This is a genomic window from Paenarthrobacter sp. 10L420 (assembly GCF_056395385.1).
This window is the reverse complement of record NZ_JBFTJK010000001.1, coordinates 677,209-702,772: the sequence shown is the minus strand read 5'-3', so window position 1 is coordinate 702,772 and position 25,564 is coordinate 677,209. Positions and strand designations below refer to the sequence as shown.

Below are 25,564 nucleotides of genomic sequence, written 5' to 3'. Positions count from 1 at the left end.
CCTTCCTGCCGAAACAAGGCAATGGGGGCCCGGCTTTAAGGCCGGGCCCCCATGCCTCACGGCAAGGTCAGATCCTGGGGATTACTTGGCCTGGATGTTGTAGTAGAGGATTCCGCCATTCCAGCCAGTTTCAGCTGAGACAACGTTGTTGCTCCACACAATCGGGCGGTTCAAGTACCACAGCGGAAGGCCGGGGAGGTCCTGGAACAGGATCTCCTGTGCCTTGTTGAACTTGGTGTTGGCGTCCTCAGGCGTCTTGGCGGCAAGGCCTTCCTTGAGCAGCTTGTCGAACTCGGGGTTCGAGTACTTCTCGTAGTTCGACGATGCGTTGGTTGCCCATACCGGTCCAAGGAAGTTGTAGAGCGACGGGTAGTCACCCTGCCAGCCAGCACGCGTCAGGCCCGGAAGGGACTGCGACTTGCGGAGGTCCAGGACTTCAGCAAACTTGGCGAATGGCTGGATTTCAGCATTGATACCGAGGTTGTTCTTGAAGCCGTTCGCAACGGCGTCGATCCATTCCTTGTTGCCACCATCGGTGTTGGAAGCGATCTGCAGCGGCTTTGAACCGTCATACGGCTTGATCTTCTCAGCTTGAGCCCAAAGATCCTTGGCCTTGGCAACGTCGAACTTCAGGACGTCACTGCCCGGGATGTGGTCGTTGTAGCCATCCAGAACGGGAGCCGTGAATTCGGTAGCCGGAGTGCGCGTGCCGTTGAAGATCACCTTGGTGATCTCTTCACGGTTGATGGCGTGGGACAAGGCCTGGCGGCGCAACTTGCCAGCTTCACCCTGGAAGTTCGGGTTGTAACCCGGGATGTTCAGCGTGGAGTTGTTGGCGACCGGCTTGGTGGAGTTACGGTCTTGGAAGTCCGTCGTGTAGGTCTTCAGGGCATTGGACGGCAGGACGTCGGTGACGTCGAGGTTGTCAGCCTGGAGATCCGTGTATGCGGGGCCGGGATCGGTGTAGAACTTGAAGGTCACTCCACCGTTCTTCGCCGCACGGGGGCCGTTGTAGTCAGGGTTCTTGACGAGGGAGATGGACTGGTCATGGACCCATGCACCTTCCTTGGCGAACTTGTACGGGCCGTTGCCAATCGGGTTTTCGCCAAACTTCTTCGGGTCCTTCAGGGCCTCTGAAGGAAGCGGGTAGAAGGCGGAGTAGCCCAGGCGCAGTGACCAGTCAGCCTCAGGCTGGGCCAGCTTCACCGTAATGGTTTGATCGTCCTTGGCTGCCAACCCGGACATTGTCTGCGCGGTGGGGGCTGGAGTGGAAGTCTTCTTGCCATCAGCGCCTGTGGTCTGATTGACGGCGCTGACATCGGCGTAACCCTCGATGGACTCGAAGAAGAAGCCGTTGTTCTGGAGGTTGGTGCTCAGCGCCGCGAAGTTCCAGGAATCAACGAACGTCTTGGCTGTGATGGCCTCGCCGTTGGTGAACTTGGCTCCCGACTTGACCTTGATGGTCCAGTTCTGGGAATCGGAGGTATCGATCGACTCTGCCAGAGCATTGACAGGCTTGCCGCTGGGGTCGTAGGCACGAAGGCCTTCAAACAGCAGCTCGACGACGCGACCGCCATACACCTCGTTGGTGTTGGCCGGCAGCAGCGGATTCTGCGGTTCATTGCTGTATGCGGTGATGACCTTGTTGGGATCGGCTGCAGCAGAGCTGTTCGTGTTGCTGCCGGAGCCGCCGCCGCAACCGGTCATTGCGAGGGCGATTATCGCCGCTACGCCTAGAGCTTTGGAAGTGCGCGAGAAACGCATTCCGCCTCCTATGAGTCGTGGAGTTGATCAGGGGAAATTTGTGATGACCCCCAGGCGCAGACGCAGTTTTCCTACTGTGACGTTGCCTACATGTGTGTGTAAGCCTACCCACATTGTGTCCGGATGTTGGGACTCGCTGGCCAAACTGTAACCGTTCCGCAACCTCCAGATGCCTAAACTGGCGGGAATTTCAAGTCAAAAGCTACTGGGTGGTAATATTCGCTGTCTGACAGCAGGACAAGCCTGTTTTTGGGCAAAAAAGAACCCCGGTTGAGGCTGAAGGCTCAGCCGAACCGGGGTTCTTGGGCCAGTCGAGCGTCTGGCGCAAACCCGCCGACTGATCAGACTGCAGTACGCACGCCAGGCGTTGCGAACAAGGAGGAACTCCACGGGTCACCGCCTTTACGTTCCGGCCGGCTGCCCAGATCCATACACTTTCCGCAATCAGCGGTAGAGCCAGCATTGTTCCCTACCCGATCAGGTAGACCATGCCGCGGCCCGCGTCCGCGAGATTGGTGACGAAAACCCGCGCCCGTCGAAGATAGCCAACGGCATACTGGACGTCAGAGGCCCTATCGATGTGCGGCGAAACCGGCAGCCGCAGACTTAACTCAGCCTCAGAGATAATGTTCAAGTCCTGAGCAATAGCCACCACATCGGACGGAGTCAGTGCCTGCACCCACGGCTCCCAACCGTCGTCATGCATAGTCACACTTCCTTCAAACATACGAAACGCAGGTCTTGCCACCACTACAGACCCCAAAGGGGCAGTGAAGGCCTGCAGTTGCCGCCACGCCTTGTCCAGGTAGAGCATGTCGCGCTCAGGCACCGATTGCTCGAAGGTGGTACTACTGACCCCAGCCCCCGGTTCAAGACCCCAAGCATCAGCTAACGGATCCCCCGACACAACACTGTACGGGTCGGACAGCACCTGGTCAGTGATGGCGCCGTCGAAGGCATATGCGTAGTATCTGATTCCCATTCTCCAAGTATCGCCAGGGCGCCGCCTGCAGCGAGGAGGCCCGTGGCGTTATGTGGACAACTCATGAAATAGCCATGTTATCGGCGGGTGGAATGGATCGGGCACAATGGGTAGCCCGCTTGGCTGCCCTAAACGTTGAAGCGGAACTCCACCACATCGCCGTCGGCCATGACGTACTCTTTGCCTTCGATGCGGACCTTTCCGCGGGACTTTGCCTCAGCCATGGAACCGGCGTCGATGAGGTCCTCGAACGAGACAACCTCAGCCTTGATGAAGCCGCGCTGGAAGTCGGAGTGGATCACGCCGGCGGCCTGGGGTGCGGTGTCGCCCTGGCGAATGGTCCAGGCCCGGGTTTCCTTGGGGCCAGCCGTGAGGTACGTCTGCAGGCCGAGGGTGTGGAAACCAACGCGTGCCAACTGGTCAAGGCCGGATTCGCTCTGGCCGTTCATTTCCAGCATTTCGCGGGCTTCTTCCTCGTCCAGTTCAACGAGGTCGGATTCGAGTTTGGCGTCGAGGAATACGGCATCTGCGGGAGCGACGAGGGCACGCAACTCGTCCTGCTTTTCCTGGTCACCGAGAATGCCTTCATCGGCGTTGAAGACGTAGATAAAGGGCTTTGCAGTGAGAAGTCCGAGCTCCTTGAGGTGGCCCATCTCCAACTTGTCGCTCTTAATCGAAGAGAAGATGGTTTCGCCGCGTTCCAGCACAGCCTGGGCAGCCTTAATGGCAGCGAGTTCCGCAGCGTCGCGCTTCTTGATCTTGACTTCTTTTTCGATACGCGGGATCGCGTTTTCGATGGTCTGGAGGTCTGCCAGGATCAGCTCGGTATTGATGGTCTCCATGTCGGAGCGCGGATCAACCTTGCCGTCGACGTGGATGACATCAGGATCGTCAAAGACCCGAACAACCTGAGCGATGGCCTCTGCCTCGCGGATGTTGGCCAGGAACTTATTGCCCAGGCCTTCGCCCTCGGACGCACCCTTCACGATGCCGGCGATGTCCACAAAGGACACAGGAGCGGGAAGCAACTTCTGGGAACCGAAGATCTCCGCCAGCTTGGCCAGACGGGGATCCGGCAGGCTAACGACACCGACGTTCGGTTCGATCGTTGCGAAGGGATAGTTCGCAGCAAGCACCTGGTTGCGGGTCAGTGCGTTGAAAAGAGTTGATTTGCCGACGTTGGGCAGTCCGACGATGCCAATAGTAAGAGCCACGAGCATTTATTCTACCCGTTGCCGCGATGACCATGCCTGCTCGCTCCTGAAGACAACGCCGTCGACTGCCCTGCGCTAAAACTGTCGGACCCCTGTGACAGGGTTGCCACATGGATGGATTTGGATTTGTTTTGGCATTGCTCATGCTGCTGATCGGAGCGGCGGTGGGACTCAGCAGTGCATATGTGGTCTTTCGACGCCGGACGGCCAGCTTGGAGGAGGACTTCGACGCCGTTTCGTCGCGCCTTTCGGAGGTAACTGCCCAGCTCGCAGCAGCCGACGCCGAACGCCGGCTTCTGTTCGTACAGAACCGGGAGCTGAGTGAATCAAGGACCTCAGACGGCAGCGTGCTGCGGGCCTTGGGACCCGTGGCCGAGAAGCTCACGGCGGTACAGCAGCAGGTCTCGCTCCTGGAACGCGACCGGGTGGAGCAATATGGTCAGCTGGCACAGCAACTTCAGGACGCCAGGCTCTCCGACGAACAGCTTCTACGCTCCACACATGCGCTCGCTTCTGCACTCCGATCCAATAGTGCCCGCGGTCAGTGGGGCGAGGTTCAGTTACGCAGGGTTGTCGAAGCCTCCGGGATGCTCCGCCACGTGGACTTCCACGAGCAAGTGCACTCCGGCCGGAGCGAGAACACCCTGCGTCCGGACCTTGTGGTGCAATTGCCGGGCGGCAAGCAACTTGTGGTGGATGCCAAGGTCCCGTTGGCGTCCTATCTGGCGGCGCAGGAACAGGTACACGGTGAAGGCTCAATGGGTGAATCGGTTGGGCCAACGGCCAACCAGGATTCCAAGACGCTCCTGGCACAGCACGCCAAGGCACTCAAAGCCCACATCGATGCCCTCGCAGCCAAGAAGTACTGGGACATTCCGGGCAATTCCCCGGAGCTCGTCGTCTGCTTCCTCCCCGCGGAGTCGATTTTGGCTTCAGCACTTGAAGCTGATCCCGCGTTGTTGGAGCATGCCCTTTCCCGGAACGTCGTCCTGGCATCGCCGGGAACGCTGCTGGCGGTCCTCAAGTCGGTGGCCTTCACATGGCGCCAGGATGTCTTGACGGACAGCGCCCACGAACTCTTCGAACTGGCCAAGCAGCTCTACGAACGCATGGGCACGCTGGGAGAGAACGTCGGGAAGCTCGGAAGTTCACTGAAGACATCTGTGGATCGCTATAACGCGATGGTCGGCACACTGGAAGCACGCGTACTCCCCACGGCGCGAAAACTCAACACCATGGACGACGCCGGACTCGCCGCACCCATGTCCGTGGAAGCAGTCCCCCGGGCCTTGGCTGCCCCCGAGTTGCTCGCCATGGACTCCCAGGATTCAGCAGCCCAAGAGGAGTCTGCGGCTTAAAAGGAAAGGCCCGCTGTAGCAGCTTCCCAAGGGGAGGCTGCGACAGCGGACCTGCTAAATCCATCGAGGATAAATACGTCTAGGAGGTGGGACGGTTCCCGCGGCCACCAAGGGCCCGACTCACGTCGCCAGCCTCCTTCAGCGTGGCCCGAAGCTCCTTCGGCAAAGAGAAGAGAAGGTCTTCCTCGGCCGTGACTACTTCCTGGACTTCGCCATAGCCGTAGTCCGCCAAAAGCCGGAGGACGTCCTGCACGAGCACTTCCGGGACGGAAGCTCCGGAGGTCACGCCCACCGTGGCTACGCCCTCGAACCAGCTTTCATCCACCTCGTTCGCGAAATCCACGCGGTATGAGGACCGTGCGCCGTACTCAAGTGCCACTTCAACGAGGCGCACCGAGTTGGACGAGTTGGCCGAACCCACCACAATGACCAGGTCAGCCTGGGGAGCGATCTTCTTGATGGCCACTTGGCGGTTGGTGGTGGCATAGCAGATATCATCGCTGGGCGGGTCCTGCAACGTGGGGAACCGGTCCTTAAGCAGGCGCACGGTCTCCATGGTCTCGTCCACGCTCAGGGTGGTCTGCGAGAGCCAGATGGTCTTCTCGGGATTCCGCACGGTGACTTTGTCTACCTCGTGAGGGCCGTTGATGATCTGGATGTGCTCCGGGGCCTCGCCGGCCGTTCCTTCGACTTCCTCGTGGCCCTCGTGGCCGATGAGCAGGATGTCGTAGTCCTCCTTGGCGAAGCGCACCGCTTCACGGTGGACCTTGGTGACAAGGGGGCAGGTGGCGTCAATCGTGCGAAGACCGCGGTCTTCTGCCGACTGGACCACAGCAGGAGACACGCCATGCGCCGAGAAGATCACCAAGGCGCCTTCAGGAACCTCATCCGTTTCTTCGACGAAAATGGCGCCTTGCTCTTCGAGGGAGCTGACGACGTGCACGTTGTGGACGATCTGCTTGCGGACATAAACGGGAGGTCCATAGTGTTCCAGGGCTTTCTCAACAGCAATGACAGCCCTGTCCACGCCGGCACAATAGCCCCGGGGAGCTGCCAGCAGAACCTTCTTGGGTCCAGTAACCGGCGCCGCCGCCTGAACCTCTTCCGGTGATCGCCGTCTGCGGGGCACCGTGGGCATCGGAATGGAAACTGCTGTGCTGGTCATCCCTCCATGCTACCGGCCCGGCCCCGGCCCGCTGGCAGAAGGTGACGGCCGTCTCGCGGACAGGATCCAGCCGATGACACCCAATGCCAAGACTGCACCGGACACCACAGCAGCGATGACGATCCACTCACCGAAGCCTGTCCGGACCGCCGAAAAGAACTCCTGCTTGAACAGTTCTGCAACACCGTTGCCACTGGAGAGGCTTCCCATGAGTCCGCCCGCCAGATCCACCATCGCGGACCACATCGCCACAAGCACCAAGCCGCCGAGTCCGAGGGCGACCATCACGACGGAGCGGCGACGCGCTGCAGCGAGGGCCAACAGGACCGACACGACGGCACCCAGCGCTGCGAGCCACCAGAGCGGTGCGAAGGCGGCCACGCGCTCAACGAGTTGCTTCTGCGATGGTTCGCCCATGGTCACCAAACTTTCCGCCGGGACCTCGATCTGTAGTCCGCTGGCGGAGGACAAACGGTCGCGGATAAGCCTGATGAGTGGGCCAATGTCCAGGAGCAGGGCTGTATGGGATACCGTCTCCTCCGCCTGCTTCCCGCCTTCGAAGTTCAACCGATGACTGTTCCTGGCCGTTTCTTCCCATGCTTTGGGATATTCAGGCCATGACTGCATTCCGGAAGCGGCTTCCTTGAGGGCATCCGCCGCCACTGATTTGAGTGGTTCCGGAAGATTTACGGAGGACTCGAAGTTCCCCACTGCGGCTGTAGCAAGTCGGCTCTGGAACTCGGGATCCTTGCCCAGCGCGCCGGCCAGGTGGACGAAGCCGTCCTCCTTGACCACGTTGACGTCCGCCCAAGCGGCCGGAACTGCGACGGCCGTGAGCATCAAGGCGAGGACCACTGCCACCGCGGAAATGAAACTGCGCAAAAGTCATCCTCGGGGTAAGGGGCCAGTGCCACCATCCTAGGTCTGTCCACAGGATAGAAAAAATGTCGGGCTCCAGTGCTAAAGCTATGGATAGAGTTGGAAGGCCGGCCCAGGGACCGATTGGCCGGGACCACGGCCGCACAGCTAGCGAGGATATATACACATGCAGGTAAACGCACGGATAACCCATGGCAGCTGACGCGACCCCGGAATCGACACTGCCAGGTACCGCTGCGGAGACCAGCCCGGATAACCCCTGGCCCCTGCAGTTGCTGTCCAGGAAGCTAAAGGCCCACATCGAGCGCGCTCCCGCAGCGTGGATCGAAGGTCAGGTCATCGAACTCAACCGCCGTGGCGGGAACGCCTTCCTGACACTCCGGGACGTCGATGCTGAGATTTCCCTGCCGGCATCCGTGTGGTCCACGGTCCTCGATCGCCAGAAGATACCCCTTGAACGTGGTTCCCGGGTGGTCGCCCTGGTCAAGGCCGACTTCTGGGTCAAGACCGGACGCCTGAATATGTCCGTCAAAGACATCCGGCCCGTGGGCCTGGGTGATCTCCTGGCCAGGATCGAGCGGCTGCGTCAGGCTCTTGCCGCGGAAGGCCTGTTCGCCGACTCCCGCAAACGGAAGTTGCCCTTGCTCCCCCACCGGATTGGGCTCATCACAGGGCGGGATTCGGATGCCAAAAAGGACGTCCTCCGCAATGCGGCACTGCGCTGGCCAGCCGTTGAGTTCGACGTTCGCGAGGTAGCTGTCCAGGGCAATACGGCCGTTGCACAGATCATTGCCGCGCTCCGTTCATTGGATGCCGATCCACACGTGGACGTCATTGTCCTGGCCAGGGGTGGCGGCGCTTTGGAAGATCTTCTGCCCTTCAGCAATGAAGACTTGATCAGGGCTGTGGCCGCGGCAACAACGCCGGTGGTCAGCGCGATTGGCCACGAAGCTGACCGTCCCATCCTGGACGACGTAGCTGACCTGAGGGCTTCCACACCCACCGACGCCGCCAAACGCATCGTTCCTGATGTCACTGAGGAGCTCGCCATGGTCCGTCAGGCCCGGGACCATCTTCGCCGGAGCATTGGCAGGATGGTGGACAGGGAGGCGGACAGGCTCCACGCCTTAAGGTCGCGGCCGGTCCTGGCAACGCCGGACACCATCGTTGCAGCCAGATCGGAGGACATCACCCGTCTTCAGCGGAGGTCGCATGCTGCCGTCAATACAGCCGTGGTCCGCGCGCTTGACCAGGTCCATCACCTGCGTGCCCAAGTGCGCGCGTTGTCTCCACAAAAGACCTTGGACCGGGGCTACGCCGTTGTCCAGATCGTGGGTGAAGACCAAGCTGGACACACAGTGGTCAGTAGCCCGGCGCAGACTCCGGACGGCACGCCGCTAGCCATCCGTGTCGCCGAAGGCCGCTTCAGGGCTGTGTCCACCGGACAAGCACAACTCGTCGAGCGCTGATTTCACGGCAGCTGCACGGCATTAACACTGCACGGCACAAACACTCACCATCGAACGCGAAGGACCACCATGACAGAGAACAATCCCGCAGCACCTTCACCGGATTCCTTGGATTCCCTCAGTTACGAGGAAGCCCGCGAACAACTTGTGGCGGTGGTCAGCCGGTTGGAAGCAGGCGGAGCCAGCCTTGAGGAATCGCTGGCGCTGTGGGAGCGGGGCGAGGCGTTGGCAAAACGTTGCGAGGACTGGCTTGAGGGCGCCCGTAAACGACTGGCAACAGCGAGGGACGCAACCAACGACGGCGGAGCTGCCGCCAGCACAGACTAGACGGCCCAGACTAGACGACACAGACAAGCCGCCCCGGGACGAACCGGCACAGACCAGCCGCTCCGGGCGACCAGCTCACCCGACGAAAACGACAGCTCCGCCGTTCAGGATTCCTCCACAAGCGCACGTTCAGTAGCGACGTCGAAATCCGCCTTCGGCCACTCCAGGGACAAGCCCTCCAAAGCGTCCAAAAGCAGTTGCTGGACTGCGATCCGCGCGTACCACTTCTTGTTTGCCGGAACAACGTGCCAGGGTGCGATGTCCGTGGACGTCTTCTCAAAGGCCGTGTTGTAAGCATCCATGTAGTCATCCCAGAACGCCCGCTCCGCGAGATCACCCCGGTTGTACTTCCAGTGCTTGCTGGGATCATCAAGCCGCGCGAGAAGACGCTTCTTTTGCTCATCCTGGCTGATGTTGAGCATGACCTTGACGATGGTGGTTCCCTGCTGGACCAGCCTGGATTCGAAATCATTGATAGCGGCATAGCGCCGTTCCAATTCCCTGGCGTCCGCCCATGCATGGACTCGGTGGATCAGGACGTCCTCGTAGTGGGAGCGGTCGAAGACTCCCACCATTCCAGCGGCTGGCGCCTCTTTCTCGATGCGCCATAGAAAATCGTGCGACTTTTCCTCGTCAGTGGGTGCTTTGAATGCCGTCAACTGCACGCCCTGTGGATCCATGGCGCCCACGACGTGGCTGACGATCCCGCCCTTGCCGGCCGTGTCCATGGCCTGAAGAATCAGCAGCAGCCGCTTATTGCTGCCGAACTTACCCTCCGCGAAAAGCTTCTCCTGCAGTTCAGCGAGCCTGGCGTCCTGAGCAGCCAGCAAGGACTTGCCGTCGGCCTTTGCGCCGACAAAGCCCGGCGTGGCCTTGGGATCCACGCTGGCCAAGGAAAAACCGGGCCCAACCCTCAGTTCATCGGCTGGACTCTTGGCGAACTCAACTGCGACAGACATGGCTTGCCTTTCTGCATGGACGCGACCGCATGACGCGGCCATGGACCTCAGGCTAGTTCCCCGGGTACCTCGACAGGAAGTCCGCCATGCGGCCAATTGCCTCTTCAATATCCTTGACGTTGGGCAGCGTCACCATCCGGAAGTGGTCCGGCCGCACCCAGTTGAAGGCACGCCCGTGGGAGACCAGGATCTTCTGTTCCTTCAGCAGGTCCAGGACGAATTTCTCATCATCCCGGATGTGGTAAACCTCTGGATCCAGTTTGGGGAAAAGGTAGAGGGCGCCCCTGGCTTGCTGCGTGCTGACACCGGGGATCGCGTTCAGGAGATCGTACGCTTTGTTGCGCTGCTCCAGGAGCCTGCCACCGGGCAGGATGAGATCGTTGATGCTCTGGTAGCCGCCAAGCGCTGTTTGTATAGCGTGCTGTGCCGGGACGTTGGCGCATAAGCGCATATTGGCCAGCAGGTTGATGCCTTCAAGGTAATCGGCAGCGTCCTTCTTCGGACCGGAAATGGCCATCCAGCCAGCGCGGTAGCCGCAAACACGGTAGGCCTTGGACAGTCCACTGAACGTCAGGCACAGGACGTCGTCCCCAGTCAGTCCGGCAAGGTTTACGTGGACAGCGTCTTCGTAAAGGATTTTCTCGTAGATTTCATCCGCAAAGAGGACCAGGCCGTGCTTTTCGGCCAAAGCAACGATCTGTTTGAGCGTGTCCTCGGGGTAGACGGCGCCCGTGGGGTTGTTCGGATTGATGACCACGATGCCCTTGGTTCGCGGCGTGATCTTGGATTCGAGGTCCTCGAGATCAGGTTGCCACCCCGACTCCTCATCACAGAGGTAGTGCACGGGGCGACCCCCAGCCAGTGCAACGGAGGCCGTCCACAGGGGGTAGTCCGGGGTGGGAATCAGGACCTCGTCGCCATCTTCAAGGAGGGCCATGAGGGACATGGTGATGAGCTCGCTGACCCCGTTGCCGAGGTAGATGTCATCAACGTGGATGTTCTGGATTCCGCGGGTTTGGTAATACTGGGATACAGCGGTCCGGGCGGAGAAAATGCCGCGGGAATCGCTGTAGCCCTGGGCATTGGGCAGGTGGCGGATCATGTCCACCAAAATGGCGTCGGGCGCTTCAAAGCCAAAGGGAGCCGGGTTTCCGATGTTCAGTTTGAGGATCCGGTGACCCTCCGCCTCCATCTGCTGGGCGGCCTGAAGAATCGGTCCACGGATGTCGTAAAGGACATTATGAAGCTTGGTGGACTGCTTGAAATTCGCCATTCCTCAAATATGCCACACCGGGGATGGACTTCAGTTGAGACTTAACTCACAGATACGACGACGGCGGTGACAGCCCCGCACGGGTCCGTCACCGCCGTCGTACGCGGTTTACGTCAAGGGCTACTTGACGATGCCCTTGTCTTTCAGCCACGCAGCTGCGGCATCCTTGGGGCTCTGCTTTTGGTCGCCGCTGACTGCGCGGTTCAGGTCCACGAGATCATCGGTGGTCAGGATCTTGGACACGTTGTTGAGTGCGTCCTTGGCCTTGTCCGTCATTTTGGCCTTGTTGTAGAGCGGCAATACTTGCTGGGCCTTGAAGTTGTTTTTGGGATCTTCCAGGACCACGAGGTCGTTGTCGGCGATCGAGGGTGTGGTGGTGTAGATGTCAGCCACCTGGACCTTATCCTCCAACAACGCCTGGAGCGTCAGGTTACCGCCGCCGTCGCTGAATGGCTGCAGCCCCTTGAGCTCGCAGTTGTAATTCTTCTTCAACCCCGGGAATCCGTACGACCGGGTCTCGAACGTGGCCGGGGCAGCCATGGTGAAGTCCTTGCACACCTTGGCCAGGTCCTCGATGGACTTCAACTGATACTTCTCGGCTGTGGCCTTGGTGACCACCATGGCGTCCTTGTCCTCTGCCTTGGAAGCGTCCAGTACCGCCAAACCGTCCGGAAGCTTGCCAGGGAGCGCCTTGAAGACGTCCTCAGCCGAGACCTCCGTGGCCTCTGGATCCACGAAGGAGAGCAGGTTGCCGGAGTAGTCCGGGACCAGGTCCACGGACCCATCCTGGACAGCCTTGAAGTAGATCTCGCGCGAGCCGATGTTCGGCTTGGTAGTGGCCGTAACGCCGGCCGCGTTCAACGCGCCCGCGTAGATCTCGCCAATCACTTGGCTCTCTGGAAAGTCGGCCGATCCAACAACAAGCGGACCGCTGGATCCGCTGGATCCGCCGGAAGCAGAAGTGGATGGAGTGGCCAAAGGGCTGCCGCCACACGCGCTCAAGGCGAGGGCCATACCGACGCCAGCCGCGAGGCCGCCGAGTCCACGGCGCGTAAGGGTCATGGGAACGGGATTTTTCATGGTGTACCTCCTTGAACGGCAGCCGCGGCGGGAGCTGTGGCTGTGAGATCGTCGGCCGCCGTATGGCGTCCGCTTGAGTCGAGGGTGAGGCCGGGCGAGAGAACCAGCCTCTGTAAGGCGGCCAGAACGAGGTCCACCGCAATGGCAAGGGCAGCGATCAGGAGCGATCCACCAAGCATCCGCGGAAAGTCCTGCAGGACAAGCCCATCGAATAAATACCGTCCCAGGCCACCCAGCGGCAAGTAGGCGACTACCGAAACTGTGGCAATCACTTGCAGAACAGCCGTCCGAATGCCGCCGAACATCACTTGGAGGCCGTTGGGCAGCTCAACGCGGAACAGGATCTGAAGCTCAGTCATGCCCATGGCACGGGCCCCGTCCACCACTGCGGCATCCACGCTGGAGATACCCGCGTACGTCCCGGCAAGCAACGGTGGAACCGTGAGGATGACCAGCGCCCACACCGGCGGCATCAAACCGCTGCCCGCCAACAAGGCAAAGAGGACCAATAGACCCAGGGTAGGCAGGGCCCGCAGGGCACCGGCGAGGGCCACCGCAATCACCCTGCCTCGTCCTGTGTGGCCAATGTAGAGTCCCACGGGCACTGCAATAGCCGCAGCAATGAGGAGCACCAGCCCGCTGTACTGCAGGTGCTCGGCCAGCCGGGTGGGAATGCCGCCGCTCCCCGTCCAGTGAATGGGGTTCGTCAGCCAGCCGATGGTGTCCGTAAAAACGTTGCTCATGCCGATGCACCCGGGTCCGGCCGCACTGGGGCATGGGGCAAGGACGGTCCGGCCTTCGGCTCAGTGAGCAAAGCCGTGCCGTGCTGACGTTCGCTGCGTCCGCCACCTGCCGCACGTGTCCACGGAGTCAGCAGACGCTCCAGCACCACCAGGACTGCATCCATGATCAAGGCAAGGACAAGTATGGCGATGATGCCAACCACAACTTCGGTAACGAAGGTCCTCTGCAAACCATCGGTAAACAGGATTCCAAGGTTGCCAACTCCCAGCAGGGCGGCAACGCTGACCAGCGAGATGTTACTGACCGAGACCACGCGGAGCCCGGCAAAAAGAACCGGGAGGGACAGCGGGAGGTCCACCTGGAAGAACCGGGTCGAGGGCTTGAATCCCATGGCTACGGCAGCATTTCGGAGATCGTCGTCAACCGAGTCAAACGCATCCATGGCAGCACGAACCAGCAAGGCCACCGCATAGATCGTCAATGCGACTACGACGTTGAGAGGATCGAGGATGCGTGTGCCCAGGACGGTGGGCAGGATGATGAAGAGCGCCAGGGACGGGATGGTGTACAGCAGGGACGTAGCCGTAGCCACTACAGACCTCGAGGTGCTGTTGCGCCGGGCAAGCTGCGCCAAGGGAATTGAGATCAGCAGCCCAAGAAGCATCGGAACGAGTGCGAGCACAAGGTGCTGGCCGGCCAAGCCGAACACCATGCCAATGTTCGCCAGGAACCACTCCATCAGGTGGCGTCCTCCCTGTGGCGGCGCACTTCCTCGATCAGGGCAAGGACTTCCGGCGCCTTCAAGACTCCGGCCACCCTGCCGTCGTCGTCCACTGCAACGCCCAATCCCGACGGCGAAGACAACGCCGCATCCAGTGCCCGGCGCAAGGTGTCTCCCTTATGGAAGAGCGAACCACCGGGGATCAGTCCGGCACCGTCCCGGGGTGAGGACCATCCGAGGGGATGTGATTCGTCGTCCACCACCAGCGCCCACTCCCCCGTCTGACGTCCGGCGTTTTGACCCTCGGTTGGTCCCACCATGGTTACAGAGTGGAGCTTCACGGAGTCTGCGACGTCGAAGGCCAGGTGGCGGAAACCACGGTCCCTGCCCACGAACGAGGCCACGAAATCGTTGGCCGGTGCCCGGAGGATCTCTTCCGGGGCGGCATATTGGGCAAGCTTGCCGCCAACGGCAAAGACTGCCACCTTGTCGCCGAGCACCGTGGCCTCGTCAATGTCATGCGTGACAAACACGATGGTCTTAGCCAACTCGCGCTGCAGGCGCAGCAGTTCCTGTTGGAGTTCATCCCGAACCACAGGGTCCACGGCACTGAAGGGCTCATCCATCAGAAGCACCGGTGGATCGGCTGCGAGCGCGCGTGCCACTCCGACGCGCTGCTGTTGACCGCCGGACAGTTGCGAGGGATACCGCTTGCCGAGCACCGATGCCAGCCCAACGACGTCGAGAAGTTCTGCAGCACGTTTGCGCGCATCCGCTTTGGAGACGCCGTTGAGCCGCGGAACCGTGGCAATGTTATCCAGAACGGACCGGTGCGGGAGGAGCCCGGAGGACTGCATGACATAGCCCATGGAGCGGCGAAGCTGCGCGGCCGGCACTGTGGAGACATCCTTGCCTGCCACCGTGATGGTGCCCGAGCTCGGCTCCACCATGCGGTTGATCATGCGCAGGGAAGTCGTCTTGCCACAGCCCGAGGGACCGACGAGGACGGTAATGGCTCCCTTGTCGATGGACATGGTCAGGTTGTCGACGGCCGGCTGGCCGCCTTGGTATTGCTTGGTCACGCTCTGGAACTCAATCATGGCTTCAGCCATACCCGGGCCTATCTTCGGCGGACGATCTTCACCCAGCGTAGCCAGCACCACCGACGATGTCAGCGACGCCACGTATTCCGTAATGAATCGGCAATGTTCAGCGTTTGCGTCGTTTGCCGCCCTTTGCTGCGCGTTCCTGGGCCTGATCGTGCCGGTGTCTTTCTGCGGCGCGCTGTCCCCTGTCCGCGGACATCACCTTTTGATGCCATTCGCGCTGATAGGCACGCCTGGCTGCGGCATCGTGTTTCCGGTTCAGGGCCGCCAGTTCGCGTTGCAGTTTGAGGTAGCTTCCCCACCGGCGCGCGTCAAGGCTTTCGTCGGCGAGCGCCTCCTGCACGGCACACCCCGGCTCGGCTTGGTGGGAGCAGTCGGCGAAGCGGCAGCTGGCGAACAACCCCTCAAGGTCGCCGAACATCTCTTCCATTCCGTCCTCGGCGTCGAACAGCCCAAACCCGCGAACACCCGGAGTGTCCATGAGCACGGCACCGCCTCCCAGCGGCACCAGTTCCCGGGACGTGGTGGTGTGCCGCCCCTTGCCGTCACCGGCGCGCACCTCACCCGTTTCCTGGAGATCTCGTCCGGCGAGGGCGTTGATGAGCGTTGATTTGCCGGCACCCGAAGGACCGAGCAGCACCAGCGTGGCCCCTTTCGGGATGTGCTGCCTGAGCTCCTCGAGGCCATCGCCCTGCTCGGCGGACGTGGTGACCACCTCTACTCCGGCAGCTTGAAGAATGACTTCGCCTACGACGTCGTCTGCCAGGTCAGCGAGGTCGGCTTTGGTAATGACGACCAGCGGGGTTGCCCCGGAATCCCAAGCGGCCACGAGTGTCCGCTCCAACCGGTTATGGGTAAGAGGCCGGTCCACGGGCACTACTACCGCCACGATGTCGATGTTGCTGCCCAGGATTTGTTCTTCGGAGGATGCCTCGAACGCGCGCTTGCGGCTCAGCGCCGAATGCCGTGGAAGAACCTCGACGACGGATGGCTCACCTGCGCGGTTGTGCCCCAGCCACACCCAGTCCCCGGTGGCGGGAACCAAGCCGTGCCCTGGATAGGGCAGATGGAGCAGGCCGCTGTTGGACGCCACGAGCACCCGATTCCTATCGAGACGAACTACCCGTCCCGGAGTGTTGTCGCTTGTGTCGCCGCCCGTAGCCGGGTTGGTGCGGAAGAGTTCAGCGGTGCTTTCGGTATAGCCGTAGTCTGTTGGGCCTTTCAGGTGGTTGCCGTCGCCGGCGCTGCTGAAACTGATTTTTGGGTCGCTTGAAGAAGCGTAAGTTTTCACGTTGGAACCTCTGCTGAGGCCCGGCCGCCTAGTTTTGGCAGGCTGATGCCGGGACAGGAATGGTGGTGTGATGATGGTGCGCCGCGCTTGAGTGCGGGGCGCGCAGGATTATGGCAATCATCATTTCCACCTCCTCGGCATCCAGGCCGGCAGCTGGTGGGCCGGCAACGTTCTACAGCGTAGCCAAGCCAGTGGGCTTTGGCTAGGTCTTTGAAGTCGCGACTAGTTGAGCTTCCCGTCAGCAGGCCGCTCATTGTGTAGTCGCAACGCCACGTCCACCAGGGACACCCGGTTGAGTTTGCCGATGTCCTCCAGGGGAATCCACGCGGCATGGGTGGTGCTGCCGTCCACCTCGTGCGTCAACTCGCCACCGACGATCGTAGCTTCGTAGACCAACCGGAGTGCCTGGAAGTCCCGCAGCGTACCGTCCGCCAGGGCTTCCGCGGGCCAGTGCCCGACGTCGATGCCCAGCATGCGATCAATGCGGGCCTCGTAGCCGGTTTCCTCAAAGACCTCGCGGCGGCATCCGTCCACGGGATGCTCCGCAAGGTCCAGTCCCCCGCCCGGCAGCGTCCAGCCTTCCTTGCCGTCCTGCTTCCAGTAGGCCAGAAGAATCCGGTCCTCCTGAATGATGACGGCGTAGGCGGCAGGGCGGGTGTCGAACTCCAGGGTCATGGTGCCAGCTTAGTTGGCAGCTCCGTTGTCAGTCGGTCGGCAAAGGCGCTACGGCAATTCGGCCGCCGCTATCGGCCCCGCCTCTTCCGGGCCAAGGTCCGGCCCGTCGCGGAGCTCGACGACGGTCCCCGGCTTGGCGAGCTCCAACACCCTTGATGCTGTTCCGGCCAATCTTCACCAGAGGTGCCGGGGCGTACAAGGTGACCTGCGGCCCTTTGTCCCAGTAGCGACCCAACAAGAAGCCATTGAGCCAGACGAAGCCCTTTCCGGAATCAGGGAGTGCAATATACGTATCCGCCGGTTCCGCAACCTCGAACTCGGCTCCCGCCAGTCCTTCAAGGTCTTCGGCCGCCCATTCAGCCAAAGCCACGGGCGTCTGTGTCCAATGGAAGGTGTAGCGCTGGTTGATCAGGACGCCTCCAAGGATGCCTTTGCCATGTCCGGTCAGGGGCCCGTAATTGATGCGGCCGAGGTTCTCCACCAGGATTTCCACCTTGGCCGGGACGCCGGTTCCGGTGACAACCAACCCTTCGGCCGCGGTGATATCGTCAAGGACGCCGGCATACTGTCCGTCGACCCAGATGTAGGCGCGGTCATTCAACCCCGTGATTTTGAGGCGGCTCTCGGCTGGAGCTCCGGGGAGTCCCGGGAGGGTGGCTTGGGCTGCGTAGAGGACCATGCCGGCGTCGAGCCCCAGCTGTTCAAAAGTGAGCGGTTTGACGCTGGTTACTGGCTTGCCCGAATCGCGGACGAGCTCCAACAGGTCCCGGCCTTCTGTCAGGGCCAGGGACTGCACTGGAAGGACAGGGGCGTCCGCGAGCAACTCGAGGGGTAGTTCAGGAAGGTCCTCGATGCCCTGGGCGCGGTAGAACTCCTGGCGGAAGGCATGGAATTTCTCCGTCAAGGCTCCGTTCTCGGCAATGGGGGCATCGGAGTCGTAGCTGGTGACCGTTGGCTGGAGCGTGGTGCCATCGTGGTTGCTGCCGGAACCCAGGCCAAAGTTGGTGCCGCCATGTGCCATGTAGACGCATACCGATCCACCAGCATCGAGCATCTTCCGTGCTTCCGCAGCGGCGTCATGGGCGTCGCGGCGATGGTGGTGTTCGCCCCAGTGGTCAAACCAGCCACCCCAGAATTCGACATTGAAGAAGGGCTCGTCCGGTCGGCGCCGCTTCCAGATAGCGATGGCCTCATCACCCCGGCTTCCCAACGTGGCTGTCGCCCAGGTTCCGTCCACGGAGCCGCCGTCGAGGAAGTAGTCAGTACCGCCGTCGGCTGTGAACAGCAGCTCAGTGATCCCGCGCTCCTCCAACTCACGGCGGTTCCAGCGGATGTACTCGTGGTCGTCGCCGTAGCTGCCATATTCGTTCTCAATCTGAACGGCGACCACGGGACCATCCGCCGATGCCTGCCGGGATGCGATATGCGGGAGAAGGTGATCGAACCACCCCTCGATCGCGGCCGTAAACTGTGGATCCATGCAGCGCAGGCCAATGCCGGGGATTCCGGTGAGCCAGGCCGGGAAGCCGCCGTTGTCCCATTCCGCGCAAATGTAGGGGCCTGGCCGGACAATCACGTCCAAACCTTCCTCAGCGGCGAGGTCGATGAAACGGCCGATATCCCGCCAGCCTGTAAAGTCCGGTGCCTCTTCGCGCTTAGGCTGGTGGAAGTTCCAGGCAACGTAGGTGTCCACAGTATTGGCGCCCATGGCCTTGAGTCGACCCAGCCGGTCCTGCCACAAATCAGGGTGAACGCGGAAGTAGTGGATGGCTCCGGCAAGGATGCGATACGGTTCACCCGAACGGTAGAGGACGGCGTCGTGGTAGCTCAAAACGGCGTTGTTCACACGGAACAGATTAGCTCAACTTCCAACATTTATGCACAGGTGATGAACACATGACCAATCTTGATACTTCCCCGGCGGAGCAAGTCTGCCCCGCTGCCCCTGAAGGACAAGGCCCGTGCGTGCAGTTATGGCCTGAGCGTGAAGTTCCCCTGGGCGGAGTCCGGGCCATGAACGTGTTCCGCACGTTGCCCCAGCGCGGCTTGCCCACCGTTGGCGCCTGGTGCTTCCTGGACAGTTTTGGTCCGGACCGTGTGGCAATGAGCGTTCTCCCCCACCCTCACAGCGGCCTCCAAACCGTGACATGGCCGCTGGAAGGGGCCGTGCGGCACCGCGACAGCGTGGGAAGCGATGTGGTGGTCAAACCGGGTGAACTGAACATCATGACCGCCGGCCATGGAATCTCCCATTCCGAATTCTCGGTCCTGCCTGCAGCTACACTGGCCGGGGCTGATGACGAGATTCCCATGTCGCGGGGACTCCAGTTGTGGGTTGCACTCCCTGACGAACACCGGCACCGCGAACCCTCCTTCGAGCAACACACCGAGCTTCCAGTGGCTGTTGGCGAGGGCTACACAGCAACCGTGATGGTGGGCGGATTTGCCGGTCAACGCTCCCCGGCCACAATGTTCAGCCCCATCGTCGGCGCTGACATCACCGGCGCAGGTACACTCCAGCTTCCGCTGCTTCCGGAGTTTGAGCATGCCGTGTTGGTGCTGGACGGCCACTTGAACATCGACGGCGAAGACATCGAACCAGGCCCCCTGGCCTACCTCGGCGCCGGCAGGCAGAACCTGATCGTAGAGGCCCGACCGGATACCCGTTTCATGCTTTTGGGCGGCGAACCGTTCGGGGAAGACCTCTTGATGTGGTGGAACTTCGTGGGACGTACCCATGAGGAAGTGGAAAAAGCGCGTTTGGAATGGGAAGCCGAAGGCCTGCTCGACGACGACGCTGCCGCCACTTCACGCTTCGGGTTGGTCCAGGGCCATGGTCCAGACGCAGGGCCGGAAGCCGGACGAATCCCTGCGCCGCCGCTTCCGGGCGTTAAGTTGCGTCCCCGTACCCGAGGCTGAGGTCCTCGGGCCCGGGGCTGATGTTCAAACCGCTATGCCCGCTGCTCGGCCACAAGCATAGGGACGCCGAACACTGGGTCCTGCTGAAGAATCCGGACGTCGACGATGCCCCGCTCGGCCAGGCGCGCCTTGAATGATTCCTGCAGGCGGCGGACGTTCATGCCCAGTCCGCTGCCCAGAATTACGGGACCATCCAAGCCGAGTTGTCGAACGGCCTGTTCGGCCAAGTCAGCCAAGTCCCTGCCCGCTTGGTCCACCAGACATGAACTGGTTTCATCACCGGCGTCCGAAGCTTCGACGACGAGCCGCGCTTTTTGTGCCCAATAACGGCGACCCGTTTCCGGGGAGTGGAACAAGGCGATCAGTTTGCCCGGCTCTTCCACTCCACAGGAATTCAGCAAGGCACGGCTCAGGGTATCCGGCTCAAGTCCCTGGTTCATCCGCCGCAAGCTGTGACGCACGGCTTCGCGGCCCAGCCAGTAACCGCTCCCCTCGTCGCCCAGAAGATAACCCCAGCCTCCGGCCCGGGCCTCCTCACCGGCCGCGTTCCTACCCCACGCGGCAGAACCAGTTCCGGCAATCACGGCCACGCCCGTGCTTGCTCCCCCTGCGGCCAGGAGCAGCCGGGAATCGTGAACCACCGTGATGCGTGCCCCGGGGACATGCGGAGAAATGAGGTCGGCGAGCGCTTTTGCGTCCTCATCGGTATCAATTCCTCCGGCACCCGCGTAAACCTCGTCAATGTCACCGCCGCCGATCTTTCCGAAAAGCTCAGCGAGATTTGCCATGGCCTCTTCGCGGCTTACGTTCTGCACATTGGAGCTTCCGGCGCTTTCGTCCAGGACGGGAACGCCGTCTTCGAACCTCACACCCCGCGTTTTCGTTCCGCCGATATCCAACCCGATCACGGTACCGGTGAGTGCCTCCGGGGACGCGTGGGAATGCATGGCAGAGTCAAGATTGTTCACCGTGAAAGACTAACTTGGAGCGCCCCGAGGAGAAACCGCAATGTCGCATTCCCTGTTTGATACGCCTTTCATTGCAGCGCCCATGGCTGGTGGAACGTCCACTGCCGCCCTGGTGCAGGCAGTTCAAGCCGGCGGCGGTTTGGGTTTTCTCGCCGCCGGCTATAAAAGCCCCGAGGCCATGACGGCCGAGATCGCAACTGCGCGTGCAATGGGCATCCGGTTCGGAATGAACGTTTTTGTACCGGATATGGCGCAACTCTCCCCGTCCCCGGCGGCTCGCGCGAGGATGGAGGCGTACCGGACGGAACTTGAAGCAGAGGCGGCCCGCTACGGCGTGGCAGTCCCGGCCCTCCGATTTGATGACGACGACGCCTGGCAGGACAAAATCGACGCGTTGATCGCGGGTCCTGTGGAGTTCGTCAGCTTCGCCTTTGGGCTGCCGGGACGCTCTGTGGTCAAGGCCCTGCAGAAGGCCGGAACTGCTGTCATCACCAGTGTGACGAGTGTTGCCGAGGCCCTTGCCGCCGCGGAGGAAGGCCCGGATGCCCTTGCGGTGCAGCATAGTTCCGCAGGAGCACACACGGCGGCGTTCCTCGCCGCCGGCCCAGGAGAAAACACCACGACGGCGGGTCTCATCGCCCAGGTGCGTACCGCCGTCGACCTTCCCTTGATTGCAGCCGGCGCGATCAGCGACGGTTCAGCGCTTCGCGAAGTCCTCGCCGCTGGTGCGGCAGCCGCGCAAGTTGGTACGGCGCTGATACGCACGGAGGAAAGCGGTGCCCGGCAAGCGCATAAAGATGCCCTCGGCGATCCGCGCTATTCGGAGACAGCCAGGACCCGGGCCTTTACGGGGCGCTTCGCCCGCTCGCTGGTCAACGAGTTCGTCCGTGATCACGAGGATGCGCCGGAGGGCTATCCGGCAATCCATCATCTGACGGCGCCGATCCGGGCAGCAGCATCGGCGGCGGGTGATCCTGAGCGCCTCAATCTGTGGGCGGGCACCGGTTGGCGATCCGCAAAGGAAGGATCTGCGGAGGATGTCGTCAGGAGTTTCCTGAACGTGCTCTGACAAGCTCGGCCAGCAACGCTTCGCCCTCCCTGACCACCAGCTCACGGAAGAGCCTGACGGCGTCGGGTTCGAAGGTGCGCTCCCGCCAAGCCATGCCGATCTGCCGGAAGGCAAGCTCGGATTCGATGGCAACTTCAACAAGTCCCAACTCGGCCCCCGGCAGGAATTGGCCAGTTCCGGAGCCCGGCCCGGCGGGAGGCAGGATGCTGAAGCCAAGTCCGGCCGCGACCAGCCCACGGACAGTGTGGGATTCCTGGACTTCAAAGGCGGTCCGCGGACGGAAACCTGCTTCGCGCAACAACGCTTCACCCAGAGCCCGGAGGCCGACGCCGGCGGGCAGCGTCACATAGGGCTCGTGGCGCAGCTCGGAGAGGTGCACGCTTGAGCGGCTCGCGAGTGGGTGCCGATAATGCAGCACTACGCGCAGCGGCTCCCTGTAGAGAGGCAGGGAGTGGATGCCCCTGCCGTCCGGGGCGATCGGTGCAGTGAGCGCGAAATCTGTATCGCCCCTGGCCAGTTCGTCCAGGCAGTCGTCACGCGGACCCTGCCGGAGCTCGAAGACCGTATGCGGATGGCGGCCGCGGTACGCGCTGATGAGCAGGGGCAGCGTCGCTTCCCCAAACGTGTGCTGGAACGAGACCCGGATCCGTCCCCTGACCACGTCCGACTCGTGGCGAACCCTATCCAATCCGGCTTGGAAGTCTTCCAGCGCCGCTTCGATATAGGGCAGCAATGTTCTTGCCGCTGGAGTCAGGCGGATGCCACGCCCATCACGAACAAGAAGATCCATCCCCACAATCGCGCTTGCCCTGGTCACTGCACGGCTCACCGTGGACTGGGGAACGCCGAGGAGCTCAGCCGTTTCCGTCATATGCTCCGTCCGGCCCAATTCTGCCAGGACGGGTAGGAGCGGCAGGAGTTGCACAAGCTGTTGGTGATCCGGTTCCATGCGCCTGCCGTTCCGCTCCAGCATCAGTACGAAAGTCATGCATTCCTGCATGAATCATAAGCGAATCATGCATTGGAACGCACAGTCCAGGAAGCCTAGTCTGGGCCAGTGACTAAAACAGCTGTGAGCGTTACACCATGGGACGGGCATGCCAAGGGTTCCCGTGGCTACCGACGCGTGCTTGCCGCATTGGCCTTGGCCGGCGTGGCTACGTTCGCCCAGCTGTACTCAACCCAGGCGGTCCTGCCACTCATGGCAGCCGACCTCCGCATCTCGGCAGCAGAAGCCGCACTGAGTATCTCCCTGGCCACCGTGGGACTTGCCGTCAGCGTCCTGCCGTGGTCATTTGTGGCAGACAGGATCGGCCGGGTTCGTTCAATGGCCATGGGCATCGGAGCAGCAACAGTGCTGGGGCTGCTTGTTCCACTGGCACCGACCGTTCCACTGGTCCTCGGACTGCGCGCTCTTGAAGGCATGGCCCTGGGCGGAATCCCAGCCATAGCCATCGCGTACCTCAACGAAGAAGTCACCAAGATCCACACCGCACTGGCGGCCGGAAGCTACGTTGCTGGAACCACGCTCGGCGGACTTGCCGGACGCTTGGTCGCGGGTCCAGTGGGAGAACTGTGGGGGTGGCGGACAGCTGCGCTGGCAGTGTCCCTGCTGGCCACCGTCTCCGCGGTCCTGTTCCTGGTGCTGGTACCCAAACAGCGACGCTTCATGCCCGTACCGCCGAAGGGATTCCGCGGAGCCTTGCGCACACTGCGAGGCCATTCCACGAATCCCAAGCTGTTCTCCCTTTACCTTCAGGCATTCCTGCTCATGGGCGGATTTGTCGCGGTCTATAACTACCTCGGATTCCGGCTCCACGATGAACCATTCGGACTTCCCACCACGCTGGTGAGCCTCATTTTCCTGGCCTATCTGTCAGGTACCGTGAGCTCCCGGTGGGCGGCCGGACTCACGACGCGCTTTGGGCGGCGCAATGTCCTGCTCTTTGGGAGTCTCATGATGATTGCCGGACTCGCCCTCACGTTGGCAGAGAACCTCGTGGCAACGTTGATCGGCCTCGTGGTGTTTACTGGCGGCTTTTTCGCGGCCCACAGCGTGGGTTCCGGTTGGACCGGCGCCATCGCCACAACAGGCCGCGCCCAAGCGGCATCACTCTATAACCTCTCCTACTATCTGGGGTCCAGTGTCATCGGCTGGGCGGGAGGCCTGGCTTTCCAGGCGTTCGGGTGGCCGGCTTTGGCGTGGAGCGTCATGGCCCTTGCCGTCACGACGGCGGTAGTCACCGCCGTCGTACATCGCTCACCACAGGCGCAAACCAGGGCGGTTTCGACACCGGAACCCCTACAATCGGAGGCATGACAGAGGTCACAAGTTCCCGGGAGCTGTCCTCGCCGGAGCGGCTGCAGGCATTTACCGACGCCGTGGTGGCGATCGCTTTGACGCTGCTGATCCTCCCCCTCATGGAGAGCGTTGGTGAACTGGCTGATCATCACGGCACCACAGCCCAGTGGTTCGCCGAGGAGCGATATCCCCTCCTGGGATTCGTCCTGAGCTTCGTCCTCATCTCTGTTTTTTGGGTTCACCATCACCGGCTCTTCCGCAACGTCCGTCTTGTGGACTCAGTACTCTTGTGGCTGACTATCGCCTGGATGTTCACCATCGTGTGGATGCCGGTGGCAACTGCACTGTCAACGCAAATGCATGCAGATTGGGCGCAGCCGCTTGTCTACATAGGCACGCTTTTCGCTACGAGTTTCCTGCTGCTGCTGGCCCGCGTCTATCTTCGCTCGCACCCGCACTTGCATGACCTGGACGAGGCGGCCACGAGGTCCGGGATCCAGGCCGGGACCATCGTGGCGGCGCTCTTTCTCGCCGCGCTGATCCTTGCTCTCATAGTTCCAGACTTGGGAAACCTGCCATTGCTCCTCATGGTGCTCAGTGAGCCACTCCAACGGCTCGCCCGGCGTCGGAGCCTCAAGAACAGCGAGCGACAGCCCTTGGACCCAACCCCAAAATAATCCACGTAGTACCCGCGCCATCACGGACAAATATTCGGGAAGTACCATCTGGAACGAATGGTTAGTCAGGATTTCAGTGATTATGATGAATGAAAGGCAATTTCAGGAGGATCCGTGAGCAACCCCGCGAAGAATGTTCGGCCAACGTCAGGCAGCGCCGAGCCGCTGGACGCCATAGATGAACGGATCCTTGCCGCCCTGGTGGAGGACGCCCGCATCTCCAACAAACAGTTGGCAGAACTCGTGGGAATCGCTCCCTCCACTGCGCTGATGCGCACAAGGGCCCTGTCCGAACGCGGGATCATCGAAGGCTTTGAGGCTGTCCTCAGCCTGCCGGCAATTGGCCGCTCGGTGCAGGCGCTCATTGCTGTCCGTCTCCGCGCCCACGATCGGGACCAGATCGATCGCTTCACTGCACGCGTCCCTAAGCTGCCCGCAGTGATCTCCACGTTCCACACCACAGGTTCCGTGGACTATCTTCTGCATATTGCAGTCGCCAACACCGACGACCTCCGCAACTGGCTGCTGGATAACCTCGCGACTGATCCGGTGGTTGGCCACACGGAGACCACAATGGTCTTCCAGCACATCCCCGGCAATCGCGGTCCGCTCCCCGAGTAGC

24 protein-coding genes are annotated in these 25,564 nt (G+C 61.6%); 8 read left to right on the top strand and 16 right to left on the bottom strand.

The genetic code is table 11. The annotated features are described in order from the left end of the window. Nucleotides 1-81: 81 nt before the first annotated feature. The 3 genes from AC1DD5_RS03415 to ychF form a co-directional block, all read right to left on the bottom strand. On the bottom strand, nucleotides 82-1,764 hold the full coding sequence (locus AC1DD5_RS03415) for a peptide ABC transporter substrate-binding protein (RefSeq protein ID WP_477520620.1): 1,683 nt from the start codon (nucleotides 1,762-1,764) through the stop codon (nucleotides 82-84). A 469-nt stretch (nucleotides 1,765-2,233) separates the two neighbouring features. After that, entirely contained in the window at nucleotides 2,234-2,746 is a 513-nt protein-coding gene (locus tag AC1DD5_RS03410) for a hypothetical protein (protein ID WP_442003677.1), read from the bottom strand. Between the two features lie 128 nt (nucleotides 2,747-2,874). Beyond that, on the bottom strand, nucleotides 2,875-3,960 hold the full coding sequence (ychF, locus tag AC1DD5_RS03405; RefSeq protein WP_477520619.1) for a redox-regulated ATPase YchF: 1,086 nt from the start codon (nucleotides 3,958-3,960) through the stop codon (nucleotides 2,875-2,877). A gap of 110 nt (nucleotides 3,961-4,070) precedes the next feature. Here ychF and AC1DD5_RS03400 point away from each other — a divergent pair, with 110 nt between their 5' ends. Then, the gene (locus tag AC1DD5_RS03400; protein ID WP_477520618.1) at nucleotides 4,071-5,318 is read left to right on the top strand and encodes a DNA recombination protein RmuC; all 1,248 of its coding nucleotides are present in this window, start codon (nucleotides 4,071-4,073) and stop codon (nucleotides 5,316-5,318) included. A gap of 79 nt (nucleotides 5,319-5,397) precedes the next feature. Here AC1DD5_RS03400 and AC1DD5_RS03395 read toward each other — a convergent pair whose 3' ends face one another. Both AC1DD5_RS03395 and AC1DD5_RS03390 read right to left on the bottom strand, forming a co-directional pair. Then, on the bottom strand, nucleotides 5,398-6,483 hold the full coding sequence (locus AC1DD5_RS03395) for a 4-hydroxy-3-methylbut-2-enyl diphosphate reductase (RefSeq protein ID WP_442018813.1): 1,086 nt from the start codon (nucleotides 6,481-6,483) through the stop codon (nucleotides 5,398-5,400). Nucleotides 6,484-6,492: 9 nt separating this feature from the next. Beyond that, nucleotides 6,493-7,365, bottom strand: coding sequence for a hypothetical protein (locus AC1DD5_RS03390; protein ID WP_477520617.1), 873 nt, complete (start codon nucleotides 7,363-7,365; stop codon nucleotides 6,493-6,495). 188 nt (nucleotides 7,366-7,553) lie between these two features. Between AC1DD5_RS03390 and xseA the strand changes: the two genes are divergently transcribed. Both xseA and AC1DD5_RS03380 read left to right on the top strand, forming a co-directional pair. After that, complete coding sequence (gene xseA, locus AC1DD5_RS03385) at nucleotides 7,554-8,831, top strand: exodeoxyribonuclease VII large subunit (protein WP_477520616.1); 1,278 nt, start codon at nucleotides 7,554-7,556, stop codon at nucleotides 8,829-8,831. A gap of 69 nt (nucleotides 8,832-8,900) precedes the next feature. After that, nucleotides 8,901-9,158 carry an exodeoxyribonuclease VII small subunit gene (locus AC1DD5_RS03380; RefSeq protein WP_477520615.1) on the top strand — a complete coding sequence of 86 codons (258 nt, stop codon included), beginning with the start codon at nucleotides 8,901-8,903 and terminating at the stop codon, nucleotides 9,156-9,158. 104 nt (nucleotides 9,159-9,262) lie between these two features. Here the strand turns inward: AC1DD5_RS03380 and AC1DD5_RS03375 are convergent, their stop codons facing one another. The 9 genes from AC1DD5_RS03375 to AC1DD5_RS03335 form a co-directional block, all read right to left on the bottom strand. After that, entirely contained in the window at nucleotides 9,263-10,117 is an 855-nt protein-coding gene (locus AC1DD5_RS03375) for a polyphosphate kinase 2 family protein (RefSeq protein ID WP_477520614.1), read from the bottom strand. Between the two features lie 52 nt (nucleotides 10,118-10,169). Further along, a complete protein-coding gene (locus AC1DD5_RS03370) occupies nucleotides 10,170-11,390 on the bottom strand; it encodes a pyridoxal phosphate-dependent aminotransferase (RefSeq protein WP_442003669.1) in 1,221 nt (406 codons plus the stop codon). Nucleotides 11,391-11,510: 120 nt separating this feature from the next. Continuing rightward, nucleotides 11,511-12,470 carry an ABC transporter substrate-binding protein gene (locus AC1DD5_RS03365; RefSeq protein ID WP_442018808.1) on the bottom strand — a complete coding sequence of 320 codons (960 nt, stop codon included), beginning with the start codon at nucleotides 12,468-12,470 and terminating at the stop codon, nucleotides 11,511-11,513. Further along, complete coding sequence (locus AC1DD5_RS03360; protein WP_477520613.1) at nucleotides 12,467-13,213, bottom strand: ABC transporter permease; 747 nt, start codon at nucleotides 13,211-13,213, stop codon at nucleotides 12,467-12,469. The genes AC1DD5_RS03365 and AC1DD5_RS03360 overlap by 4 nt, the downstream gene beginning before the upstream one ends. Further along, entirely contained in the window at nucleotides 13,210-13,953 is a 744-nt protein-coding gene (locus AC1DD5_RS03355; protein WP_477520612.1) for an ABC transporter permease, read from the bottom strand. Before AC1DD5_RS03355 ends, AC1DD5_RS03360 begins: the two co-directional genes overlap by 4 nt. Then, nucleotides 13,953-15,047, bottom strand: coding sequence for an ABC transporter ATP-binding protein (locus tag AC1DD5_RS03350; protein ID WP_442003972.1), 1,095 nt, complete (start codon nucleotides 15,045-15,047; stop codon nucleotides 13,953-13,955). Before AC1DD5_RS03350 ends, AC1DD5_RS03355 begins: the two co-directional genes overlap by 1 nt. Before the next feature lie 97 nt (nucleotides 15,048-15,144). Beyond that, a complete protein-coding gene (rsgA, locus tag AC1DD5_RS03345; RefSeq protein ID WP_477520611.1) occupies nucleotides 15,145-16,332 on the bottom strand; it encodes a ribosome small subunit-dependent GTPase A in 1,188 nt (395 codons plus the stop codon). A gap of 222 nt (nucleotides 16,333-16,554) precedes the next feature. Next, complete coding sequence (locus tag AC1DD5_RS03340; RefSeq protein WP_477520610.1) at nucleotides 16,555-17,007, bottom strand: NUDIX hydrolase; 453 nt, start codon at nucleotides 17,005-17,007, stop codon at nucleotides 16,555-16,557. Between the two features lie 28 nt (nucleotides 17,008-17,035). Continuing rightward, entirely contained in the window at nucleotides 17,036-18,853 is a 1,818-nt protein-coding gene (locus AC1DD5_RS03335) for a glycoside hydrolase family 35 protein (RefSeq protein ID WP_477520609.1), read from the bottom strand. Between the two features lie 50 nt (nucleotides 18,854-18,903). Between AC1DD5_RS03335 and AC1DD5_RS03330 the strand changes: the two genes are divergently transcribed. Next, nucleotides 18,904-19,926, top strand: a complete 1,023-nt coding sequence (locus tag AC1DD5_RS03330) for a pirin family protein (protein WP_477520608.1) — start codon at nucleotides 18,904-18,906, stop codon at nucleotides 19,924-19,926. A gap of 32 nt (nucleotides 19,927-19,958) precedes the next feature. On the opposite strand, the gene AC1DD5_RS03325 is transcribed toward AC1DD5_RS03330, so the two are convergent. Further along, nucleotides 19,959-20,894, bottom strand: a complete 936-nt coding sequence (locus AC1DD5_RS03325; protein WP_477520607.1) for an N-acetylglucosamine kinase — start codon at nucleotides 20,892-20,894, stop codon at nucleotides 19,959-19,961. A gap of 40 nt (nucleotides 20,895-20,934) precedes the next feature. Between AC1DD5_RS03325 and AC1DD5_RS03320 the strand changes: the two genes are divergently transcribed. Continuing rightward, nucleotides 20,935-21,963 carry a nitronate monooxygenase gene (locus tag AC1DD5_RS03320; protein ID WP_477520606.1) on the top strand — a complete coding sequence of 343 codons (1,029 nt, stop codon included), beginning with the start codon at nucleotides 20,935-20,937 and terminating at the stop codon, nucleotides 21,961-21,963. Here the strand turns inward: AC1DD5_RS03320 and AC1DD5_RS03315 are convergent. Beyond that, complete coding sequence (locus AC1DD5_RS03315) at nucleotides 21,938-22,912, bottom strand: LysR family transcriptional regulator (RefSeq protein WP_442018827.1); 975 nt, start codon at nucleotides 22,910-22,912, stop codon at nucleotides 21,938-21,940. The two genes, AC1DD5_RS03320 and AC1DD5_RS03315, sit on opposite strands and share 26 nt — an antisense overlap. Before the next feature lie 108 nt (nucleotides 22,913-23,020). Here AC1DD5_RS03315 and AC1DD5_RS03310 point away from each other — a divergent pair, with 108 nt between their 5' ends. The 3 genes from AC1DD5_RS03310 (at nucleotide 23,021) to AC1DD5_RS03300 (ending at nucleotide 25,563) form a co-directional block, all read left to right on the top strand. Further along, nucleotides 23,021-24,283, top strand: a complete 1,263-nt coding sequence (locus AC1DD5_RS03310; protein ID WP_477520605.1) for an MFS transporter — start codon at nucleotides 23,021-23,023, stop codon at nucleotides 24,281-24,283. Then, entirely contained in the window at nucleotides 24,280-24,942 is a 663-nt protein-coding gene (locus tag AC1DD5_RS03305; protein WP_442018798.1) for a TMEM175 family protein, read from the top strand. Before AC1DD5_RS03310 ends, AC1DD5_RS03305 begins: the two co-directional genes overlap by 4 nt. A 114-nt stretch (nucleotides 24,943-25,056) precedes the next feature. Then, the gene (locus AC1DD5_RS03300) at nucleotides 25,057-25,563 is read left to right on the top strand and encodes an Lrp/AsnC family transcriptional regulator (RefSeq protein ID WP_442018797.1); all 507 of its coding nucleotides are present in this window, start codon (nucleotides 25,057-25,059) and stop codon (nucleotides 25,561-25,563) included. Nucleotide 25,564: the final 1 nt, after the last annotated feature.